We start from the raw sequence: 23,210 nt of genomic DNA, 5'->3' as shown, positions 1-23,210 counted from the left end.
CCATGAATCAGCTTTTACGGTTGACAATAGGTTGCCTGTTTGGTGGATTCCTTCCCTTTCTTGGTGCCACTGAACTTAAGTCACAAGTGCCTGGACTAAAGGAGGATCTGTCAGAAAAGCGGGTATTGCTTCCCAATGGATGGCACTTGTCGCCGGCAGGCCGGTCTTTGCCACTCGGCGATCTCCCCTTAAATCTTGCAGTCTCGGCATCTGGCAAATATCTGGCTGCTACAAATAATGGTCAGAGCGTTCAGAGCATCCAGCTGATTGATCCGATTAAGGAGCGTCTTTTGCATCATGTTGAGATTCCCAGATCATGGTATGGACTATGCTTTAGTGCAGACGAAAAATTTCTTTATGCCAGTGGTGGCAATGATAACTGGATCCTTAAATATGAGGTATCCAATAACATGCTCAAGCTGGTGGACAGTATTGTTTTGGGTAAAAAATGGCCTGAGCAAATATCACCGGCAGGCATAGCACTTCATACAAAGCGAAAAGAAATGTATGTGGTCACAAAGGAGAATAATAGCCTTTATGTCATTGATAATGGCAGCAAGTCGATTCGTAAAGTGATTCCGCTTGGTGCGGAAGCATATAGTTGTGTTATATCACCAGACCAGCGCTCTCTTTATATCTCTTTGTGGGGAGGGGCTAAAGTGCTTGAATATGATGTAAGGAAGCAGGAAATCAAAAGATCACTTGCCGTTGGGCAACACCCAAATGAATTGGTGCTCACCAGGAACGGCCAGTACATGTTTGTTGCTAACTCTAATGATAATAGCGTTTCAATAGTTGACATTAGATCCTGGAAACAGATCGAGGTGTTGAATGCAGCGCTTTACCCTGATGCGCCGGAAGGATCCACCACCAATGGTCTTGCTTTATCAGCTGATGAAAAGACATTGTATGTTGCAAATGCAGATAATAATTGTGTCGCAGTTTTTGATGTAGGTACTCCGGGAAATTCGCGTTCATCTGGATTTATACCTGTAGGTTGGTATCCTACCAATATCAAGGTGATCAATGACAAAATATTTGTGGCAAATGGAAAGGGCTTTTCTTCCTTTGCTAACCCCCGCGGCCCTAATCCGATCGCAAAAAAGCAAGCAGTTACTTATCAACAGGGTGATACCAGTACATCATCAAATGAAGTACAGTATATAGCAGGACTCATGAAAGGCACTTTGTCCATCATCGATCCACCGGATACCAAAGCAATAGGTATTTATTCACAGGCGGTTTACAAAAACACGCCTTACTCAAAAGAAGGGGAATTGCTGGCAGCGGGGGAAGAGGGAAATCCCATACCAAGGAAAGTGGGTGATTCTTCTCCCATCAAGCATGTTTTTTATATTATCAAAGAAAACAGAACCTATGACCAGGTGCTTGGTGATATGCCTGGCGGTAATGGAGATACTAGCCTTGTCTTATTTGGGGAACGCATCACACCCAATCAGCATAAACTTGCAAGAGAATTTGTTCTTCTTGATAATTTTTATGTAGACAGTGAGGTAAGTGCAGATGGGCATAACTGGAGCACGGCTGCCGGAGCCACTGATTACCTTGAAAAGACCTGGCCTACTAATTATGGGGGCCGGGGAGGATTTTATGATGGAGAGGGCAACCGCCCTATTGCAAATCCCACCAAAGGATTTATATGGGATTATTGTAAACGGGCAGGTGTAAGCTACCGAACTTATGGAGAATTTGCAGATGATTATAAAGCAAATATCCCGGTACTGGATGGCCATTTTTGTCCCTATTACACTAGTTGGGATGAAAGTGTTAGAGATACCACACGATTTAATCAGTGGAGGCGGGAGTTTGATTCACTTCTTGCAGCCAATGCAGTTCCACAATTCAATACCCTCAGGTTTATCAATGATCATACGGAGGGGCAGCGGATCGGCAGACCTACACCGTTTGCACATGTAGCTGACAATGATCTGGCTGTTGGGTTATTTGTTGAGCATTTATCAAAGAGTAGCATCTGGAAAGAATCTGTTGTATTCATTGTTGAAGATGACGCACAAAATGGACCCGACCATGTTGACGCCCACCGTACCACCGCATATCTTGCCGGTGGTTACATGAAGCGTGGTTTTATTGACCATTCTATGTACTCTACATCGTCTATGCTGCGGACTATAGAATTGATTCTGGGATTGCCTCCTATGAGCCAGTATGATGCTGCGGCTACTCCTATGTGGCGCTGTTTCAATAATTCACCCGACGTTAGAACATTTGTTTCTGTTCCTTCTAATATTGATCTGAATGATAAGAACACAGCAAATACGCCCAGTGCAATTAAAAGTATGTCCTTCGATTTTACAAAAGAAGATGCCATCCCGGACCTTGTGTTTAGTGAAGTAATCTGGAAAGCCGTCAAAGGTGAGAAAAGTGAAATGCCAGCACCAAGGAGAAGCGCATTTCTCCAGGTTAATGATGAAAAAGAAAAATGAAAAGGATCATACTAATTTGTGTCTTAAAGTTATTTGTTGCTGCCGCATATTCACAGGAAGATAGCACTGTGGGTCAGCTGAAAGAAGTGGTAATAACCGCACAAAGAAGATGGTTAGAAGCAATAAAAATTCCTTACCTGGTGGAAACAGTAATTGGCCGCGACATTGATGATTGGCAGCCAAGGACCACGCCTGAATCTTTGGTTGGACTGAATGGTGTTTTTTTACAAAAAACAAATCATGGGGGTGGTTCCCCGTTTGTTCGTGGACTTACCGGTAACCAATTATTATTATTAGTGGATGGAGTCAGGTTGAATAATTCCACATTTCGTTATGGCCCTAATCAATACCTCAATACAATCGATCCATATAATATAACCAGGATTGAAGTTGTAAAGGGTACAGGATCAGTTCAGTATGGTTCTGATGCATTAGGAGGTGTTATACAAGTTTTCACAAGGGAGCCGTATTTTCGGACTTTCCAGACCCTCCGTAAATGGCATGGTTCTGTTTTGGGAAAGATTATGAGTTCGGGTATGGAACAAACAGGTAGGGCATCCATGGAATATTCTGCTGATAAAGTAGCCGCAGTAGTTGGTCTAACCTATCGAAATTTTGGTGACGTTATCGGTGGAGATACAACAGGTAAACAATCACCTTCCGGTTATGATGAATTTGCATGGGATGCAAAAATTAAATTCTATTTATCAGATAGTTCCAGGCTTACAGTAGCACACCAGTTCCTAAAACAATCTTCCGTTCCACTATTTCATAAAGTGGCGTTGGAAAATTTCAGGACCAATCACACCGATCCCCAGCTAAGGTCACTCCAGTATGTAAAGCTTGATTTGGATGGCAGAACTCCGATTCTTAAAGCTTTATCCGTCACTGCATCTTTCCAGCACAATATTGAAGCACGTAAGAGCAATAAGATTGGCAGCAACACGATAAAGAATGAGCGGGATTTGGTAAATGTAATTGGGTTATCGGCGGATCTGTCAAGCGATCTGAAACCATGGTGGACAGCTAATTCAGGACTTGAATTATATTATGACCTGGTTTATAGTGAGCGTAATGAACATAACGATGATGGTTTAATAAAGGCTATGAGAGGATTATATCCGGATGATTCTCGTTATGGAAACTATTCCTTGTATAGCCTGCATCATTTTTCATGGAAAAAATTTTCCGCCGAAGTCGGTGGTCGTTTAAATATGTTTCGGATTAATATCACAGACACATCAATAGGCAATGTCTTCCTAACTCCTTCTGCTGTGGTGGGTAATTTTGCGATCATGTACCATCATAATGAAAAGCATAAATTTTTCTCTTCACTAAGCAAGGGGTACAGAGCACCAAATATTGATGATATGGGTACACTTGGGGTGATTGATTTTCGGTATGAATTACCAACAGCCTCGCTGCGCCCTGAACGGTCTATTAACATGGAACTAGGGTATAAATTCAATACCACTTTATTATCCGGTTATGCTACTTTATACCGTATGAATTTAAGAGATCTTATCACAAGAGTGAGGGTGCCGGGTGATTCGATCAATGGGTACCCTGTTTACCAGAAGGAAAACACTGAGAAAGGTCATATTGAGGGATCTGAAGCTGCTATTGAAATTCATCCGCCTGGTAAATTCCGCTTCGCTGGTAACATAGCATATAATTATGGAGAGAATAGTACACGCGCTGAACCAATGCGCCGCATTCCACCAATCCATGGAAGATTAATGGCGAATTACCGGTCATCAGGATGGTATGCAGCTGTTGAATGGCTATATGCAGGCAAACAGGATAGGTTGGCTCAAGGCGATAAGGATGATAACCGTATCCCGGCGAAAGGAACACCAGGTTGGAATGTATTTAATATTTATTCAGGTTATAAATGGCGGTGTATACAAATGAATGGGGGAATGCAAAACCTTATTAATAAGGACTATCGTACCCATGGGTCCGGTATAAATGGTGTCGGCAGGAGTTTTTGGATGAATATTATTTTTAAACTTTAATCTCTTCAGGTAATGTTATCACCAGAGGAAATCTGTTTCAGGATATTTAGCCTGTATGATCATTATGGGGCCGGTGAATATGCTGGTGAGAAAGTATCTCAACTGGAACATATGTGCCAATCCGCTGAACTTGCAATTAGAGAAGGTTGTGATGATGAAGTAGTTCTTGCAGCATTTCTTCACGATATTGGTCACTTGGTTCCCGTTAATGAACAGAATACCATGATCAGTGGTGATGGCAATAATTATGGGGTACTTGATCACGAAAAGATAGGGGCACAATGGTTGCGTGAGCTTGGTGTTGGAGAAAGAATATGCAGGTTAATTGAATCACATGTACAGGCCAAGCGTTATCTGACATATAAATATCCAAAGTACTATGCATATTTGTCTGACGCCAGTAAGAAAACATTAGCATTCCAGGGAGGTCGTATGGGCGAAGAAGAGGCTTCTGCATTTGAAAAAGACCCATTATTCACGTTATATATAAAAATGCGAAAATGGGATGAAGCTGCAAAAGTTCAAGATCATCCATTACCAGATCTCAGGATATTCAAAGAAATGCTGACAAATTACCTGCTTAGAAGATCGGTCGCCTATTAGCGTAATAGTTTTCTCTCTAACCAGTTGCGGAAATCAAGCATTGAACCGAAACTTCGATCTGCCTCAAATGGCGCAAGTTGTTCACTTGTATGCGTACCATTAGTTACACAGCAGGATAATAAGCAACCAGCATTTTTACCTGATTGAATATCAGATGGTGTGTCTCCGATATTAATTACTGTTTTCCGGTCGCTGATTGAAAGCGTCTGCATTGCTTTACGGATCATATCTGCATGTGGTCTTCCATTTGCTACCTCATCACTGGCCACTGAAAAGTCAACGATACCATTTTCCATCCATCCCAACTGATTGAGAATAATATCAGCAACTTTTCGGTAAAATCCGGTTGTAAGGGCAATATGAACTTTATTGGATTTAAGGAATTCAAATAACTCCATGCATCCTATGGTTGGAGTTACGCGATGGCTCATGTAATGCTCTTCAAGAATCTTCCGGAAAACTTCAAAAGACCGGTCAACCTTTCTCAGCCAGATTTCATTTCTGGCACCAATCATCTTTTCCCAGAATACTTCAAAAACATGCCTTTTGCCCCAGCCTTGTACGGCAAGGATTTCGGCATCAGTTATCTCCAGGCCTGTTTGTCTGGCTGCTTTTGAAAAGCACAATTCTACCTCATGATTATCTGTAACGGTAGTGCCTGCCATATCACAGATCACTAACCTGCAGTCCAGGATAATTTTCATTAATCAAATAGTTTATGAATGTTTGCTTCAGCCAAACCAGCACTAGCGGTCATTCCTTTTCCACCAATGGCCGTTATGATCAATACATTTTTATCTGCATATTCCATGAACAGATCATGGCCCCTTCTTTGTGAGTAGTATCCATTCCATTGCCGGGCAATATTCCAATGGGGAAACCGGAACATTCGCTGGGCCTCATGCAGGATAATATCATTGATAACCTGATTTATATCATATCCCAACTGATCTGCGTTCTTTGCTTCTGCATACTCGTGAGAATCGCCAATAATTATGCTGCCATCATTTGCTTGTTTGAACAGGATGTGAATTCCCCATTTTCTGCAGTTCTCATTGATCTCCGATGCATCAAGTTTTTTATATGATGGGCATTCGCGGAAACTTTCATAGCGCTTTATACTTAAACCGCTAAGTACTGAACCCGGTAGAGTAAAATCATTCATGGGAGATGTCCGCATCATCTGAAGTTTGGAAATTTCAATATCACTTTTATAGAACAGATGGGGATACAGCGTTTTGAAGTCACGACCGTTACAAATAAGCACATGGTCAGAACTGAACATCTCTCCACTGCCTGTTTCTACTATACAACGATCCCCTTTGTATACAACTGAACGTACAAAGGAAAGGGGTTTGTATTGAAGTAATAACTGCTCCTTCATAAATGCTATCAAGTGATGAATCATTCGGGTAGGCTCTACCGTTAATTCTTCTTCAAAGAATAATCCGCCCGTGCAATATGAAGCACGTAGTCCCTGATATTTTTCAAGACATGTTTCCTTATCATATATTGTTGATGAATAGCCGATTTTCTGATTAATAGCACCCAGTTCTTCAATCAACGTCATCTCAGTACTATCTGATGCCAGGTAAATAGTGCCATGCCGGCGAACAGTGATATCAAATTTTGCTTGAATTGACTGATAGATCTCAAGACTTCTTCGTCCATAATCCTGCCATTTACCCTGGCTCATTCCAGAAGGCACCACCTGTCCAAAATTCCTGACACTGGCTTCCTGCGGCTTGAAATCTTTTTCAAGGAGTAATACTTTCAATCCTTTCATAGAAGCATGATACGCATGAAAACATCCCAGTACCCCAGCACCGGTGATGATCAGATCAAAGTGTTGTATGGCCATAATTGTCAGGTGTTTTGGGCTGCATATTTATTATTAAAGTAATTCCAACTGAATAGTGTGATGAGTGTTCCAAGAATTCCGAATAGTATGCCTAAACCGATGAAGTAAGTAAGCCAGCCTGTTGTTGTATGGTTCAACTCTTTATTAAGAATCAGGAAGCAACTACCCAGATAAGCTATCGAATCCATAAGGTAAAAAAAGAATCCGGTGTTACCCCTCACCTTGAACGCTGCTACAAACCTCTCAAAGAAAAGGCATTGCAACGTGTTATAGCTGAGGTAAAGGCCAATAGTAAATAATACAAGAAGTGAAATGGGGTCTCCTTTGCCAAAATAAAGCATAACGGTGCAGATGGAAATAGCGAGGAAGCCACTAATAATAACCAGGTGCTGCCTAAGCAGGCTTCTGATATGGTTTCGCAGCCCTGAAAGGCTTATCAGGAAAATGAGCACCACCAAAGCAGATAAGGATTCCATTAGTGTGAATATAGATGGAGCCGAATTTGGCCTAATCGAATTAATAATTTCGACGGAGTAATTATCTTTTATCTCGCGCAAAATGGTCAATAGTAAATTAATGGATATTATGCATATCAGTCCAGGCATAAATAGCCTGAACAATTCCACCCGTTGATGGGCAGTGATGGGCGTGCGTATTCCACGTTCCTTTTTTTCTTCATCGGTGGGGGGGGGTACCTTATTCAGAAGCAGGAGAGAAACTATTAATAACGGGAAAAAAATACAACCCACTGCAAAAGGCATATTGATCTCTGGGATATTCCAGTTATAAATCAAGTAAAGGCCAATTGTTTTAATGACACCCGAACTGAAAATGAAGTTTATACTCAACATCAGTGCAATAAAATCGGTTTGCCGCCGTCCTTCAATGAAGCTGAATACAAGGCCCCAAATTAATCCTAACCCTAATCCGTTAATGAAAAGTAATAAAACATTATAAGGTAAAGGTATCAATGCCATTAGTAACAGGCTCAAATGTGCCATACTTATAAGTAATAGAATATATAAGGTCCGTTTGTCATTTTTGAGGGAGGCAATAAAGGGGATACCAATAAACTTGGCACTCATATAACCCAATACCTGGAAAATAATAAGTGCTGATTTGAAGGAGATACCCAAAGCTGATAATCCATCATATGTGCCTGCACCAATAGCTTTTCGATAACCATACATGCAGAAATAGGTTAAAAATGCAGCAAAGGCTGACAGGAGCATGTCCTTGCGGCTGTTCTGCTTTGCCCTCCTTAATAGCGTGGCTGTTGTAGGCATTGAATTGCCAAAGTAACACCCCACTATAAAGGCAATTTTAAACAATTGTTATCCTATTGATAACAGTTTTGCAATCTATCCACAGGTGTGAAAAAGTATTAACTCTTTCATAGCCGATTGAAGGTATTTTCGTTCCAGTTCATGCAATTAATTATTTCGGTGCGTCCGGCTCTGAGCTGGTTCGCTTAATAGGGAATCGTGTGCAAATCACGGGCTGACGGGCAACTGTAAGTAACCATGTTACAAGCCAGACACCTGCCGATACTATTTTTTGTTTGGGACCTTCCCGCGTAAGGTACAGGCAAGGTGTAAGCGTCACATCTCAGGACGCGCGTCCGAACTTAGGTCATGGCAATTGCCGATGACCAGGGGTTCCCCGACGCCACTCCCTTGTATTCAAACCGGTATTGAGAAAAAATTAAAATGATCGATATGTCGAATGAGAATGAATTGTTGCTAAGGGAAAACAAGGACCGTTTTGTGATCCTTCCTATCAACTACCCCAAGGTTTGGGAAATGTATAAGAAACATGAAGCCAGTTTCTGGACTGCAGAAGAGATTGATCTTAGTGCAGACCTGACCGACTGGGCCGCCCTTAATGATGGAGAGCGGCATTTCCTGAGTCATGTTCTTGCCTTCTTTGCTGCCAGTGATGGTATTGTAAATGAAAACCTGGCTGTGAACTTTATGAGTGAGGTTCAACTACCGGAAGCACGCTGCTTTTATGGTTTTCAGATCATGATGGAAAATATCCACTCCGAAACATATGCATTACTTATTGATACCTATGTAAAAGATCCTGTAGCAAAAGATAAACTCTTTCACGCTATCGATACAGTGCCTGCAGTTAAGAAAAAAGCTGAATGGGCTTTGCGTTGGATAGAGAATGGCTCTTTCTCTGAAAGACTGGTTGCATTCGCAGCGGTGGAAGGCATCTTCTTTAGTGGAAGTTTTTGTTCTATATTCTGGATGAAGAAAAGAGGATTAATGCCTGGTCTAACCTTCAGCAACGAGCTTATTAGCAGAGACGAGGGAATGCATTGCGAGTTTGCATGCCTTCTTTACAGTATGCTCTCACAAAAACTCTCACAGGAAGCTGTACACGCTATTATAAGCGATGCTGTAGCAATTGAAAAAGAATTTGTTACCGAGGCTTTGCCTGTTGACCTTATAGGGATGAATGCAAGACTTATGCAGCAGTATATTGAATTTGTAGCCGACCGCTGGCTGGGTGAACTGGGGTATACTAAACTCTACAATACCACAAATCCATTTGACTTCATGGAGATGATTTCGCTTCAAGGCAAAACCAATTTCTTTGAAAAGCGCGTGGGGGATTACCAAAAATCAGGTGTGATGACTGGTGCATCCGGACAAACATTCTCCCTTGAGGAAGACTTTTAAAACCATTGCCTACCTATAAATCATTGATATGTTTGTAATTAAAAGAAACGGTAGAAAAGAGGCCGTTAAGTTCGATAAAATAACAGCCCGTATACAAAAGCTATCCTATGGACTCAGCCCAATGGTCGATGTAATTGATATAGCCAAGAAGACAATTGAAGGTATTTATGATGGAGTTAGTACCACTGAACTCGATAACCTTGCTGCTGAAATGGCCGCAGCACTCACAACACGCCATCCGGATTACGCATTGCTGGCCTCGCGAATTGCCGTAAGCAACCTTCATAAGAATACGAAGAAATCCTTCTCGGAGACCATGCGTGCCTTGCACCAGTATGCCGATTCTGTCACAAATAAATCACTTCCCCTTGTGGCAGACGATGTGATGGAGATCATTGAGGCAAATGCTGAAATGCTCGATAGTACAATAATATATGATCGTGATTTTGGGTTTGATTATTTCGGATTTAAAACCCTTGAGAAATCATACCTGCTCCGTGTAAACGGCAAAGTGGCCGAGCGACCTCAACATCTTTATATGCGTGTTGCCATTGGTATCCATAAACATGATATGGAACAGGCAATAAAAACGTATCACCTTATGAGTGAAAGGTGGTTCACACACGCAACGCCAACTTTGTTTAATGCCGGAACTCCAAAGCCTCAATTGTCTAGTTGTTTCCTGCTGACGATGAAGGATGATAGTATTGATGGGATCTATGATACATTAAAACAAACTGCTAAAATTTCTCAAAGTGCAGGTGGTATTGGCCTCGCTATTCACAATATACGTGCAACGGGATCCTATATTGGCGGAACCAATGGAACAAGTAATGGCATAATCCCGATGTTGCGGGTTTTCAATGATACAGCAAGGTATGTTGACCAGGGAGGTGGAAAGCGTAAAGGCGCCTTCGCGATTTATCTTGAACCCTGGCATGCGGATGTTTTTTCCTTTCTTGACTTGCGAAAAAACCATGGCAAGGAAGAATTACGTGCCCGTGATCTTTTCTATGCACTTTGGATACCAGACTTGTTTATGAAACGGGTTGAGGAAAATGGTGACTGGACTTTATTTTGTCCTAATGAGGCACCAGGATTGCAGGATTGCTTTGGCGAGGCATTTGAGAAGTTGTATGAAAGATATGAACAAGAGGGCAGGGGCCGTAAGACCATCAAGGCACAGGAATTATGGTTCGCTGTACTCGATGCACAAATTGAAACCGGAACCCCATACCTGTTGTATAAAGATGCTGCTAACAGCAAGAGCAATCAACAGAACCTTGGTACTATAAAAAGCTCTAATCTTTGTACAGAGATCATGGAATATACAGATGCTAACGAAGTAGCTGTCTGTAACCTGGCTTCACTCGCCCTTCCGCGATTTGTACGTGAGGGTAAATTCGATTTCGAGAAATTATATGAAGTCACCTACCAGGTTGCTGTAAACCTTAACAGGGTCATCGATGTGAATTATTATCCAGTGGAGGAAGCGCGTCGTTCAAATATGCGTCACCGCCCAATAGGGCTGGGTGTTCAGGGATTAGCAGATGTTTTTATCCTGATGCGGCTCCCATTTGAATCTGAACTTGCTTCGATTCTTAATAAGAACATTTTCGAAACAATATATTTTGCAGCGATGACTGCAAGTAAGGATCTTGCTAAAGTTGAAGGGGCTTATGAAACCTTCGCAGGATCGCCTTTGTCAATGGGAATGTTTCAATTTGATCTCTGGGGTATAAAGGCATCTGATCGACATGACTGGGATGGTCTGCGTAAGGAAGTAATGGAATTTGGCGTTAGGAACTCCTTACTGGTTGCACCAATGCCAACGGCATCTACTTCGCAGATTCTTGGGAACAACGAATGTTTTGAGCCGTATACTTCTAATATTTATAGCAGGCGTGTTTTAAGTGGTGAGTTTGTAATAGTTAACAAGCATCTATTAAAAGACCTGATATCACTTGGCCTCTGGAATAATGAGATGAAGAACAATATCATCGCTGCGAATGGTTCAATTCAAGGTATCACCAGCATACCCGAAGATGTAAGGGCACTCTATAAAACTGTTTGGGAGATAAAACAACGGACACTCATTGATATGGCCGCTGACAGGGGTGCATACATTTGCCAGAGCCAGAGTTTGAATTTGTTCGTTAGCAATCCCACAGCCTCTAAGTTGACTTCCATGCATTTCTATGCCTGGAAAAAAGGCCTCAAAACCGGTATGTACTACCTGCGCACGCAGGCAGCCTCGCAGGCGGTACAGTTCACTGTCGAAAAGCAGGGAATAGTTAATGAAATTGCCCCGGTACCAATTGCTGAAGGTGCAGTGTGTACCATGGATGAGGGATGCATCAGCTGCGGTTCATAAATTACCGACGTTATAATACTTTAAGCGGCTTCCCCTGGAGGCTGCTTTTTTATATGGATGGTCCGAAACGCTAAACATGATCTGGTTTTGATAATAAATGTATAAATTACATTTATAAGAATCAATGCTTGTCATCATGAAACATCGTTTTCTTCTATCGCTTATAATATCAGGCTATTTCCTGCTTTTAGCAACTGATGCAAAAGCCAGTGCAGACACAAGTTTTCCATCAAAGGGTAATCCCATAATTACTCATAAATACACAGCCGATCCCGCGGCCCTTATTTATGGAAATAAAGTTTGGCTTTATGCAGGCCATGATGAAGCACCTCCACGTAAAGAAGGGTATGTGATGAATGAATGGTTATGTTTTTCTTCTTCTGATATGGTCTACTGGACTGAACATGCTGTGCCACTCAGGGCCAGGGATTTCAGCTGGGCAAAAGGAGATGCCTGGGCATCGCAGGTAATTGAACGTAATGGGAAATTTTATTGGTACGTAACGGTAGAGCATGGGAGCATTCCCGGAAAATCTATAGGTGTGGCAGTGGCGGATCGCCCGGATGGGCCATTCCGCGATGCTATAGGTAAAGCTTTAATAACGAATGACATGACAAAGGCTACCAGCATTTTCTGGGATGATATTGATCCCTCCGTAATAATTGATATAGACGGTCAGGCTTATCTTTTCTGGGGCAATACCAAATGCTACTATGCCCGCCTCAAACCTAATATGATAGAATTAGAAGGTGAGATCAAAACGGTTGATCTTCCATCGTTTACCGAGGCGCCATGGGTTCATCATAAAAATGGGTGGTACTATCTTTCCTATGCCTACCAGTTTCCCGAAAAGATTGCCTATGCAATGAGTCGTTCAGTTAATGGGCCATGGCAATTCAAAGGAATCCTGAATGAACTCGCTGGTAATTCAAATACCAATCACCAGGCTATCATCGATTTCAAGGGCAGCTCCTATTTTATCTATCATAACGGGGGAATACCAACGGAGGGCGGGAGTTTCCGCCGCTCAGTTTGTATCGACCGGTTATTTTACAATGAAGATGGTAGTATGAAAAGAGTGCAAATGACCTCAGAGGGAATCCAGTAATCTATATTACTTCGCAACCTCGATCTTAACTTTCTGTCCCTTCACCTTATGGTCTTTGATAAGATTAAGGGTATGGCTTGCTTTGGATTTTCTGATGGCAACATAAGAGGTGAAGTCCTTCACTTCTATCAACCCGATATCTTCTTTTTTCAGCTCCCCCTTTTGCGTAAGAAAGCCAACCAGGTCCACCTTATTTATCTTATTTTTCTTTCCCGCAGAAAAGTAAAAGGTTGTCCATTTAGGTTTTTCCGGTAGATCCTGTTTTTCCGGCAATTCTATTTCCAGAATATTCGGATCCACATATTCTGGTATTTCTTCTTCGGGTGAAACAATAAGTATAACGGTTCCGCTGGCTTCTTGCCTGGCCGTACGTCCATTTCGGTGCGTAAATGTCTCTTCTTTATCAGGAAGGTGGTAATGGATAATATATCTGATGTTTGGAATATCCAATCCTCTTGATGCAAGGTCAGTGGTCACCAGTACATTAGAACTCCCATTACGGAATTTATTTATAGCAGCATCCCTGTCGGGCTGTTCCAGTGCACCATGATAATAAACATTAACAATACCCTGTTCCTTTAGATAATTGCTAACCCTTTCCACGGCATCACGGTAGTTGCAGAAGATGATCGCTGAACGGTTGCCTACAAAGCAAAGCAAATGGAACAAAGTCTGCAATTTATCATTATCATCACTTTTTACGTATTGGTATGCCAGCATTTCAGGTACTTCACCAGTCAGGAAGTTTAGTTTAACCGCTTCCTTCATATTGATGAATTTTGGCATTTCATCCGAATCGGTTGCAGAAACCAGGATACGTTTCTTTATGGCGGGTAATGATCCCACCACAAAAGACATCTCTTCTTCAAACCCAAACTCAAGTGATTTGTCAAATTCATCAAGTACCAGTGTCTCAATAGTATCGGCAGTGATATTGCCCCTGCGAATATGATCCGCAAGCCTGCCAGGTGTTCCGATGATAAGCGCTGGTGCCTCCACAAGATTATTCTCCTCCGTTTCACGAAGATGACCGCCATAGCAGCAGGTTACTTTATAACCCGTACTCATAGTGCGGAATACCTGGTCAATCTGCAAGGCCAGTTCACGGGAAGGCACGATTATTAAAGCTTGTGTAGTTTTCTTTGAGTTATCCAGTAGTTCAAGGATTGGTAACAGGTAAGCCAGTGTTTTTCCGGAACCTGTAGCGGAAAGCAGCAGAACGTTATCATGTGCTTTATTTGCTTCAATGGAAGCGATCTGCATATCATTAAGCGCCTCAATCTTAAAGGCGCTAAGTATCTTCGGGAGTGAATAGTGTGTATTTTGCATCGGGCCAAAGGTACGTAATAGGAAAGTTACCTTGTAAGTGCCGTCTAAATGATGAAACCAGCTTCAATCCACGAAATAAAAGATACACTGCAAGCGCTTCCACCCGCAAAGGTGTCGGAGCTTTGTCTCCGCCTCGCCCGTTTCAAAAAGGAAAATAAAGAATTGCTGACCTATTTGCTTTTTGAAGCCGATAATCTTAACAGTTACCTTGCTGAGCTAAAGGCAGAAATGGCAGATTCGTTTTCAGAAATTAATAGCTCTCATGTGTATTATGCAAAAAAAACATTGCGAAAAATTCTGCGTGAAACCAGTAAGCAAGCCCGTTATATTGGAGATAAAGGAGCTGAGGCGGAGTTACTGATAACATATTGCCGCCTGATGAAAGATATGGGTCTACCCTTAAAAAAATATGCAGTACTCGAAAATATCTTTCAGTCACAACTTAAAAAAATAGGGAAACTGATCAATAGCCTGCATGAAGACCTTCAGTTTGAACTAAGGCGTGAGCTGAAATTATTGGAGGGATAATAGGTAATGATTTGATCAGCCTGTGAGATATGCCAGTCCGTTTGTTACAGGATCGCAAAGATCAGCAATACGATTAGACCTGAAAATTTTCTCATAAAGATCTCGTGCTGCTTTGTATTCATCGTGAATGGGACAGGGATGTGCAGCAGAACATTTAGTTAGTCCTAATCCACAGCCGGTAAATATTTGTCGCCCATCAATGGCCTCAACAATATTGATGATGGGTTGGTTGCGTTGCTGTTTGCTTATGAAGAAGCCGCCGGTTGGACCTTTCACACTATTTATCACACCCTGTCTTACCAGTGTCTGAAGCATTTTGCCCACCGTATGTTCGCTGGCATCAATATGTTCGGCAATCTCCCGGATACCCGATTTTTCCCCCGTTTCAAAACGTGCTGCCAGGTAAATTACTGCCTTGATCGCAGTCTTACAGGTATTTGTGAGCATTGATTGTGGTTATGGTCTGTTTAGAAATGCTTTTCCTGAATCAGAGATCCTTTCATAATTCCAGGGTGGGTCAAAAACCAGGTTCACCTTTACCTGCATATCACCAAAAGTTGTTTCCAGGCATTGCTTTACCCCATCTGTAATGGATTCTCCCATCGGACAAAACTGCGTGGTGAGTGTCATAGAAACAAAAATTTCTTTATCCTCCTCGCTGAAATCGATCTGGTATATCAGACCCAGATCTACAACGTTTAACCCAATCTCCGGATCGATCACTGCTTCCAGCGCGGCAAGCGCAATGGTGGCCTTCATGTGGTTATTGGAAATGATATTCATATAGCAGGCTTTCCTCTGTTAGGGTTATGAAAAAGTAAATGAAATACATTCCAATTGTAAAGTACCGCTGCCAATAATAATGAAATGGCTGAGATCCGAATGAGAATTGTATTTATAAAAAGAATACCTGTTATAAACCCCACAAAACCAAAGAGATAAAAAATACCCATCCCATTGAATACAGGTACACTAAATAGATCCTTGGGGTTTGGTGTTTTACCCATCCCCGAACGCGAATGATAAAATTTGTTCCATACTATAAATGGGACAGTTTTAAATGTCATGCCGAAAATGATAGCAGTAAGCCATCCGAAGAAGATGGAAACCCCATAAGCCATAATGATCCTGTTTGGTGCTTCACCCGTTACCAGCAGAAATGGAAGACATAACAGAAATAATACCGGCAACAACATCATCAATACGGAGAGCAGCGATATTTTCATGGGTTCATCAACTGCCTTCCTGATCCTATGTATGAATGCCATCCGGCAATAGTAGGCAAATGAGGCCAAACTCAGTGCCAGCGCAATCCCGGGGATGAAAAAATACACATTGCTAAAGTTATTTAGATGAACAAAAACAAAGCTGATAAGTGCGATATTTATTGCGCCAAAAATTATCCATAGCAACCGGTTATTACTGTATTTGGAAATCAGGAACATCGGAAGCAATCTTGATGCTACGCCAATTACAAGCAGAAGAAACCAGCCAACTATTCCGAGATGCGCATGCAGCGAAAGATAATGTAATGAATCTTTTGGAAGAATGGGACTCGTAAAATTAATGACAAGCAATAGTCCTATTATAGTTGTGGCAAACAACCATAGTGCAGCAGTTAACATAAATATGGCATGTATGTTCTCCTTTTTGCTGCCATTGATACCTGACACAAGATTGAAAACATAAACTGCTATAGATGCATTAACCAAAATGCCCCCGGCTAGTGCAGGCCAGCCCAGTTCAAATGCAAAGAAGCCGTATACAATAAGTGGAATGCCAATTGCTGCCAGATAGAAACTCACTACGGCCAGTTTGTGGCTGTAAAGCGGCGATTCAGTAAGAACCGGAACGAGTTGGTGGCTGGCTCCCAATATCATCATCGTTCCCCAGCCCAATGCCATTGCATGTGTAATGGCAAGGGTCCGGGGATTGAAATGATGCCCTGTAAACGCCTCCGGCGAATTACAAAGAAGCAATGTGGATACCAGTAATGACAAAGCTGCATACGCATAGAATGGCAAGACGACCTTTGACGAAGTGGGCTTGTGGATTGTATGGATGCCTGTTATCATAAAGATTCCCTGAATATCAGGAGATGCACTTCCTGTTGATTCAGCGTTTTTGTACGGTAATCAAATCCTCTTTCTGATAATTCAGGTAAAAGGAAAACGGGGATACGTTTGTGGTAAACATACAACGCATCACCGGGGGGAAGTGATTCAAGTGCTCCGAGGATGGTGTGCATTGGCTGAGGCATTTCGAGTTGACGCACATCCACAAATCTTATCCTGCCTTCAAAAAAGGATATCAACTCCTCCCAACCCGAATCCTCTGTTTTGATCGGTTCAGGCCTTGGATGTATCAGATTTTGGGGGATGAACCAGGTATGAATTTCTGATGCATCCACTGTTTCTACATATGAACTAAAGCCCTTTTTGTTAAGTAGCTTTATTAACGGGGTGGGTTCGAAACTATTAATGATCAGTAGAACCTGGTGTTTCTTAAGTGCAGCTATGCTAGCCATGATTTTCTCCAGTGGATCAGTTCCCCCGGCTAGCATAGCACGCACATCAAGCTGAACTATCTGGTCTTGCCCCAGGGTTTTTAAATATTCACGCGATTCATTATCTTCTTTCATAGAAAGATCCTTTTGCGGCTTGTTGCTAACTTCCCCGCCCTCAAAGCCAAGTGGTTTCATTTTTTCCAGGAAAAACTCAACCGTACACCCTCCTAGCTTACAGGCCATGGCAATACTTGTTCGGCCAGCCATCAGCTTACGCAGCAAAGGGTTGCGCAATTTCTGGAACGCCGGACTGATACTGATAATTGTTTCCAGGGCATCCTCATGGTGTTTCAGGATGCTTGCAATTTTTGTATCCGCATTTATGACCATGGTTATTCAAAGTATTGTGGGTAAAGGGTCGCATATTTTCTGAGCGTCTCCAAATGTTTTGCGCTTTCTTCAGTTGTTGCGGATGCTTTCAATGCCTTCACCTCACCCATGAATGGCTCAAGCCATGCATGCAGGGCATCGTGATCAGGCCCTTTCATTTTGCACTGTTTAACCAGTTGATTAACCCCCTCCTGCAATTCTGTTGCAGCTTCCTCGTAGGTAACTAAGGTAGTGGTTTCATTGGCGGGGTAACGGTCAAGTATCCTTTGGAGGCTGGTAACATTTGAATTGGTGCTATCATCTGAATTCCATTTTACTCCATTGTTTAGTGTGAGTTCGGGTATGACGGCATTATGAACCTCTGTTTCATGTGAAGGAGAATTGTTGCAGGAGAAGCAAAAGGCTGCTGTGATCATGAAGATCAGCAGCAGCCATTGTTGGCGTTTTCCAGGAGTTATCATTTTAATATTTTAATTCTTTTTCCAGTTTTAATGCTTTGGGGAAAAGAATATTATTCTCGAGATGAACATGGGTATGCAGGTCATCCTCAAACTCTTCCAGCAAACGATAGAGAAGACTGTAACTCGCACAGGCGTCTTCAGGAAGAGTATAATTCCTGCTAAGTTCTCTAATCTGCTCAAGGTTATGACCAACTGCTTCATGTTCCATTTCCATCATGTTTATTGGCTGCTGAACTGTAGTGAATGGTGACGGCGCTGGCGAGGCGGCACTCTTACTTTCAGCAACAAGTTCTTTTATATATGGGAACAGTACTTTCTCCTCCTTTATCATATGCGATGTGAGCTCAGCATTAATCTCCTCAACAAGGGTATGAATTGCCAGCAATTCAGGATGCCGGCTTCCATGAACCCTTGCAACTTTGGCAGCATAGGTCCTTAAATCCGGAAGGGTTTTAACGACATAGGAATGGTGCGTGTTTACAATATAATCTGCCAGGAAATCAATTGACCAGTCATTATAAGGCAATGGCCGTGATGTGGCAAGGTTCTGGTCTGCTGCCTGCAATTCCTGTTCAATTCTTGTTACATCCAGGCCTTTCTCGGCGCAGGCTTCTTTCACTGTCTTCTTGCCACCACAACAGAAATCAAGTCCGTATTTTTTGAATATCTGGGCCTTACGCAGATCTTTTGTCGCGATCTCTCCAAGGGTTTCCTCACCCTCATCATTCCTACGCTTACTTATTCTAACCTTCCACCACTCTGGGCCTTGCTCAAGATATTCCCAATTAAAGCAGTTGCCTCTTTCTCCCAGTAACTGATAGTATAAAGGTTTGGGGTCATGATCATTATGAATGGTTAAAGATTCTCCCGGCTCCAGTTCATCAAACCTCAAAAATATGGTTGGATGTTTTTGCCTTGGTTCAAGTTCTGTTACGTTAAGGATGTTTTCTTCGAGCGTTTGCATATCGAATATTTTAATGATTTATTCAGGGTCAAAAGTAAGAAATATTCTTTAATAAAAGTAATAAAGTACTTTTATACTGTATTATTTTACTTCCATATGACATTGGTGGAGGTAAGCTATTACTCAGAACAATTCCACGTGCTCCAATCACAGGAATTAGTAATTTCCCACCATGAAAGACTTCAAAAAGTATTATATCATCCCGGCATCACCGGTGGAGCTGTATGCTGCATTGACAAATCCGGCCACTATCCAGCTGTGGACCGGCGCACCGGCAATCATGACTACCGAGCCCGGATCAGAATTTTCCATGTGGGATGATAATATTGCCGGCAAAAACCTTGAGTTTGAGGAAGGAAAGAAGATTATTCAGCAGTGGTATTTCGGCGAAGAAGAAGAGCCCCCTTCGATAGTAACAATAAAATTACATGAGCATGCGCAAGGCAGTTCAGTAGAACTTAAGCATACCAATATCCCCGATGAGGCTTATGACGATATTACAGAAGGTTGGACAGATGTTTATTTTGCCGCGCTGTTGGAATTTTATACCCATTAGGCGATCTATTTCCGTTTTCCCCCTATAATTGGATCGCCATCCATACGAACAATAGTAGGAATAAACTTTCCAACAATATCCACTAATTGATGCTGGCTTTGCATCATCATTTCTTTATTCTTATAGGCATGAGGTACTTCATCCAGTCCCCCTCCGATCAATGTAACTTTGTGTGTATTATCCATTTCATTCCTGTCGATAATTGTCATGGCTTTACTTTAGTACTCCACCAATTGGAAGTCCATAACCCGAATGTGCATCGGGCAAAAGGGCTCCTGCAACAGTTATCGGCAACCTTGCGGCGAGGTACATGTGGTGCAAGGCAGCCTCCTCAATCTGATCCTTACCAAAAACTTCAAAGAGAGCAGCACTGCTGTTTCCCTTTCCTTTATAACCTTATCAAATCATTGTATCACGATCTTGCCAGTTCGTTGCATTATATTTCCCCCATGGATATGGTAAAAATAGATCCCTGCAGATAATCCGGCTGTATTGATATCCTGTATCCTCTCTGTTAATCTTATCTGTTTACAAATTCTTCCCTGTACATCATAGAGAGTCAATTCCAACTCATCAATTATATCTGTAAGAATGCGTAATGGTTGTCCTCTCCTTACCGGATTCGGGAATAGGAACAGGGGTTTCTCACTGAATTGGTAAACAGTTTCCGTATTAGTATAGAACTGCTGCCCATCATCGGTTATTATCACGCCCCGATAAAGATTTACACCATCACTGGCTGGAACAAAAAACCTGTTATCAGATAGAAAATTAGTCCCCGGATCAAAAATGGTTATGAAATCATTGCCATCAAATCTTTGTACCAGAATTTGTCGGACTCCATAAACGCTTCCAAGCGAAAAACTTATTATTGCTTCCCCAGGCTCGGATGCAATGGCTAGAAAGGATCGCAGGTAACATTCCAGCAACTGGTTCTTATAGTTTAATGTATAAGCTCTTCTTCCAACGATTCCATAAGGTAGAATAGGAGCTATAGTATAATATTCAGCGGGATTATTGATTTTGGGTAATACCAGAAAACTATCATTTACCACCCTGAAGGGCTGCATATACCTTCCCTCCAGCCGGAACAATTGGTATTGCTGAATATCAGGTGCTTTTTGCCAGTGTATCATAAATGAATCTGCACAATTAAAGCCTGTATTTATATGGAGTTCTCTTGAAAGACCAACCGTGTCTGAATAATATGCTTCAACTCCAGCCGTCATCCTTAACAGAATACTCCGATAAAGAGCCGGCGCTTCAAAGAAAAATTCTCCAGTGTTTATTGGTATATTATCCCCAATCCTTATCCACTGTTCCCCGCCATCAAAACTATATTCAAGTTGGCCACTTCCCTGAATAGATGATTCCCATCTGATCCTGTTTCTTGCACCACTTGTGAGGTTATCGCCACGTACAGGATATGTGAAGAGGAAAGAACCAGTTGTATCATGGTTCCACGAAAGTGCATAATCCTGTGACGAAGTTAAAAGCGAGTGCCCGCTTATCCTAATCTGGTAACTACCGGCAGGAGGTAACGGCAGTGATACCTGCTCTGAATTGTTTACACTATCACGACCCCTTATTGCGGCGCGCTCCAATGAATCAATTTTTGGTGCGGTGCTTAAAACCCACGACTGCCACAATTGCCCCGAAGCAATATTTATCAATTCAAGATCCAGATCATTCACCAACGCATGTGATGTGTTTTCTGCTGCGGCAGGGTCTGTCCAGCTAAGCGTAAGCTTCAGGTTCATTGCATTGGCAGGAACGGTGATTGTATGTGCCGATACACCATTCTTTGCAACAGTTCCCAGGAAATATTTCTCATCCTCCAGAATGCTGATCGCCTTTAGTGCATTTACGCTTCCAAACCCGGAACGGTAGTCTATGCCGGGTGCTCCAACATCATCCGCACTATTGAATAATATGGATCGTGTTAAAGAGGAAGGCGGCAACTCACCCTTACGCTTAGCATATTCCTGCTGAAGCAGAATGGATAATCCCGATACAATTGCTGCGGCGCCAGAACTTCCATCTTCCCCAAACGCAACAAGTTCAGGTTTAATGCGTCCGTCATGTGCCGGACCTTTTGAACTCTGCATAAGCACATTACCACTTGAATCCATGGCACCAATGCTGATACTGTTTTTACTCATTTTGAAGCTGCCTGTAAGATTTGCATAGCCGGCAATGCCTGCGTATATTCCTGTTGAAGAGCTGCTGTTCCCTGAATTTCCTGCGGAGAAAACATGTTGCAACCAGGGAATCGAAACAGATTGCTGGTCATATGCAGCAGCGTCGGCACCATAATAGTTCTCAATGCCTGTGCCATAGGAATGATTCTGGACAGTAATGCCAGTTTGCTGTATAGAATTGTTATTGTCAGGTAACAGATTCACAAAATCTGAAGAACTATAACCCGCAGCCCATGCCACACCTTTCCCGGTATAGAAACTGTTTCCGGCACCTGCTACAATGGTGGTCATGTTGGTGGCATGGGTGGAGGGTGTTGTTGCGGTTCCCTCACTTGCTACAAAACGATTGACAAGATCAAGGTCAGCGGTATCCATTAGATTTTCCTTAATGGACGCGATAAAGCCATTGCCGTTTAGATCGGGACGGTATCGATGCAAGGTATTTACCCTGTTGGCAGAGAGATCAAATCCTGTAAGCTCTCTTTCGGCATGGGGATGGTCTGCAATAGAGATGAAGGTTATATTGGCATCGGAGAGTGCCTGCTCACGGATCCACCGGAATGGAGCGACTAATACTATTGCATTCCCGAAAATTTTAATAAGCTTTATACCATTTGAAACTGGTTGCAGGTATCTGTCTCTGAATGCAGCCGTATCGCTAACCCTGAGCAATAACCTATTATTATAATTCTCCTTTGAATTTTGAAGAAAGCGCTCAAGCAGCGGTGGACTCATTTTCCAGTTGTCGTTAACCGGAAACACCAATCTTGCGTTTTCTTTTAGCTGGGCGTATTTTGCCTGGCTGCTGATAGATATTATAAAAATATCATGGGCTAGCTGACGAAGTACTGTTACTTCACCGGGAAGCTGGGATGACACCACAGCAAAATATTCCGTATCTGAATCAGTTAGCTGGGTATTTTTCGAGCCCTCAGCTATTTTTAAATAAGGAGCTAGAAGGGTTGTATCGGGTTTCTTCTTCTGTGCCAAAGTAGGGAAACAGTTGAAAACCAATAAGAACATGAGCGGGTAAGCCCGGGATGAAAATTTTAAAGCCATGGATCTGTTTACTATTCGACGCAACATTGTTGCATATTAGATTTGGAATATCAGTAAAAATAATATTAGTTTAATGGCGGAAAATAAGCTTTCCGGA

At 42.3% G+C, this 23,210-nt stretch carries 20 protein-coding genes and 1 riboswitch; of the genes, 8 read left to right on the top strand and 12 right to left on the bottom strand.

Features of this window, described 5'->3' with window-relative positions; genetic code table 11:
- Window positions 1-2 precede the first annotated feature (2 nt).
- From HY58_RS15395 to HY58_RS15385, 3 genes are read left to right on the top strand one after another with little or no spacing between them, the layout of a single operon-like run.
- Window positions 3-2,465, top strand: a complete 2,463-nt coding sequence (locus HY58_RS15395; protein WP_039133942.1) for a bifunctional YncE family protein/alkaline phosphatase family protein — start codon at window positions 3-5, stop codon at window positions 2,463-2,465.
- Window positions 2,462-4,483 carry a TonB-dependent siderophore receptor gene (locus tag HY58_RS15390; RefSeq protein ID WP_039133939.1) on the top strand — a complete coding sequence of 674 codons (2,022 nt, stop codon included), beginning with the start codon at window positions 2,462-2,464 and terminating at the stop codon, window positions 4,481-4,483. Before HY58_RS15395 ends, HY58_RS15390 begins: the two co-directional genes overlap by 4 nt.
- A gap of 12 nt (window positions 4,484-4,495) precedes the next feature.
- A complete protein-coding gene (locus HY58_RS15385) occupies window positions 4,496-5,086 on the top strand; it encodes an HD domain-containing protein (RefSeq protein WP_039133936.1) in 591 nt (196 codons plus the stop codon).
- On the opposite strand, the gene HY58_RS15380 is transcribed toward HY58_RS15385, so the two are convergent.
- From HY58_RS15380 to HY58_RS15370, 3 genes are read right to left on the bottom strand one after another with little or no spacing between them, the layout of a single operon-like run.
- The gene (locus HY58_RS15380) at window positions 5,083-5,790 is read right to left on the bottom strand and encodes an HAD-IA family hydrolase (protein ID WP_039133933.1); all 708 of its coding nucleotides are present in this window, start codon (window positions 5,788-5,790) and stop codon (window positions 5,083-5,085) included. The two genes, HY58_RS15385 and HY58_RS15380, sit on opposite strands and share 4 nt — an antisense overlap.
- A complete protein-coding gene (locus HY58_RS15375) occupies window positions 5,790-6,947 on the bottom strand; it encodes a TIGR03364 family FAD-dependent oxidoreductase (protein WP_039133929.1) in 1,158 nt (385 codons plus the stop codon). Before HY58_RS15375 ends, HY58_RS15380 begins: the two co-directional genes overlap by 1 nt.
- A 5-nt stretch (window positions 6,948-6,952) precedes the next feature.
- A complete protein-coding gene (locus HY58_RS15370) occupies window positions 6,953-8,233 on the bottom strand; it encodes a DUF5690 family protein (RefSeq protein ID WP_052324193.1) in 1,281 nt (426 codons plus the stop codon).
- Window positions 8,234-8,373: 140 nt separating this feature from the next.
- Window positions 8,374-8,511: riboswitch (cobalamin riboswitch) on the top strand.
- A gap of 154 nt (window positions 8,512-8,665) precedes the next feature.
- Here HY58_RS15370 and HY58_RS15365 point away from each other — a divergent pair.
- From HY58_RS15365 to HY58_RS15355, 3 genes are all read left to right on the top strand, one after another.
- The gene (locus tag HY58_RS15365; protein ID WP_039133926.1) at window positions 8,666-9,637 is read left to right on the top strand and encodes a ribonucleoside-diphosphate reductase small subunit; all 972 of its coding nucleotides are present in this window, start codon (window positions 8,666-8,668) and stop codon (window positions 9,635-9,637) included.
- 28 nt (window positions 9,638-9,665) lie between these two features.
- Entirely contained in the window at window positions 9,666-12,011 is a 2,346-nt protein-coding gene (locus HY58_RS15360) for a ribonucleoside-diphosphate reductase subunit alpha (protein WP_039133923.1), read from the top strand.
- Window positions 12,012-12,147: 136 nt separating this feature from the next.
- Window positions 12,148-13,119 (top strand): glycoside hydrolase family 43 protein, encoded by a 972-nt coding sequence (locus HY58_RS15355; protein ID WP_082022197.1) that lies wholly within the window; start codon window positions 12,148-12,150, stop codon window positions 13,117-13,119.
- Between the two features lie 6 nt (window positions 13,120-13,125).
- Here the strand turns inward: HY58_RS15355 and HY58_RS15350 are convergent, their stop codons facing one another.
- The gene (locus HY58_RS15350; protein WP_052324192.1) at window positions 13,126-14,448 is read right to left on the bottom strand and encodes a DEAD/DEAH box helicase; all 1,323 of its coding nucleotides are present in this window, start codon (window positions 14,446-14,448) and stop codon (window positions 13,126-13,128) included.
- A gap of 51 nt (window positions 14,449-14,499) precedes the next feature.
- Here HY58_RS15350 and HY58_RS15345 point away from each other — a divergent pair, with 51 nt between their 5' ends.
- Window positions 14,500-14,976 carry a hypothetical protein gene (locus HY58_RS15345; protein WP_039134122.1) on the top strand — a complete coding sequence of 159 codons (477 nt, stop codon included), beginning with the start codon at window positions 14,500-14,502 and terminating at the stop codon, window positions 14,974-14,976.
- Between the two features lie 15 nt (window positions 14,977-14,991).
- On the opposite strand, the gene HY58_RS15340 is transcribed toward HY58_RS15345, so the two are convergent.
- Genes HY58_RS15340 through ric form a run of 6 tightly spaced genes read right to left on the bottom strand, consistent with a single transcriptional unit; the run spans window position 14,992 to window position 19,297 of the window.
- Complete coding sequence (locus HY58_RS15340) at window positions 14,992-15,423, bottom strand: Rrf2 family transcriptional regulator (protein ID WP_039133920.1); 432 nt, start codon at window positions 15,421-15,423, stop codon at window positions 14,992-14,994.
- Window positions 15,424-15,432: 9 nt separating this feature from the next.
- Window positions 15,433-15,759 (bottom strand): metal-sulfur cluster assembly factor, encoded by a 327-nt coding sequence (locus HY58_RS15335; protein WP_052324191.1) that lies wholly within the window; start codon window positions 15,757-15,759, stop codon window positions 15,433-15,435.
- Window positions 15,756-17,051: a cytochrome c oxidase subunit I gene (locus HY58_RS15330; RefSeq protein WP_039133916.1), complete on the bottom strand. Its 1,296-nt coding sequence runs from the start codon at window positions 17,049-17,051 to the stop codon at window positions 15,756-15,758. The genes HY58_RS15335 and HY58_RS15330 overlap by 4 nt, the downstream gene beginning before the upstream one ends.
- The gene (locus HY58_RS15325) at window positions 17,048-17,872 is read right to left on the bottom strand and encodes a DUF2249 domain-containing protein (protein ID WP_039133914.1); all 825 of its coding nucleotides are present in this window, start codon (window positions 17,870-17,872) and stop codon (window positions 17,048-17,050) included. The genes HY58_RS15330 and HY58_RS15325 overlap by 4 nt, the downstream gene beginning before the upstream one ends.
- 2 nt (window positions 17,873-17,874) lie before the next feature.
- Window positions 17,875-18,333 carry a hypothetical protein gene (locus HY58_RS15320; RefSeq protein WP_039133910.1) on the bottom strand — a complete coding sequence of 153 codons (459 nt, stop codon included), beginning with the start codon at window positions 18,331-18,333 and terminating at the stop codon, window positions 17,875-17,877.
- 1 nt (window position 18,334) lies between these two features.
- The gene (ric, locus tag HY58_RS15315; RefSeq protein ID WP_039133908.1) at window positions 18,335-19,297 is read right to left on the bottom strand and encodes an iron-sulfur cluster repair di-iron protein; all 963 of its coding nucleotides are present in this window, start codon (window positions 19,295-19,297) and stop codon (window positions 18,335-18,337) included.
- Window positions 19,298-19,469: 172 nt separating this feature from the next.
- Here ric and HY58_RS15310 point away from each other — a divergent pair, with 172 nt between their 5' ends.
- Entirely contained in the window at window positions 19,470-19,853 is a 384-nt protein-coding gene (locus tag HY58_RS15310) for an SRPBCC domain-containing protein (protein ID WP_039133905.1), read from the top strand.
- Between the two features lie 5 nt (window positions 19,854-19,858).
- Here HY58_RS15310 and HY58_RS15305 read toward each other — a convergent pair whose 3' ends face one another.
- Both HY58_RS15305 and HY58_RS15300 read right to left on the bottom strand, forming a co-directional pair.
- Complete coding sequence (locus HY58_RS15305; RefSeq protein ID WP_039133902.1) at window positions 19,859-20,062, bottom strand: hypothetical protein; 204 nt, start codon at window positions 20,060-20,062, stop codon at window positions 19,859-19,861.
- A 195-nt stretch (window positions 20,063-20,257) separates the two neighbouring features.
- Window positions 20,258-23,113 carry a S8 family peptidase gene (locus HY58_RS15300; RefSeq protein WP_172644669.1) on the bottom strand — a complete coding sequence of 952 codons (2,856 nt, stop codon included), beginning with the start codon at window positions 23,111-23,113 and terminating at the stop codon, window positions 20,258-20,260.
- Window positions 23,114-23,210 lie beyond the last annotated feature (97 nt).

This window comes from Flavihumibacter sp. ZG627, from assembly GCF_000814325.1.
GTDB lineage: Bacteria > Bacteroidota > Bacteroidia > Chitinophagales > Chitinophagaceae > Flavihumibacter.
This window is presented reverse-complemented; position numbering and strand designations above follow the sequence as displayed.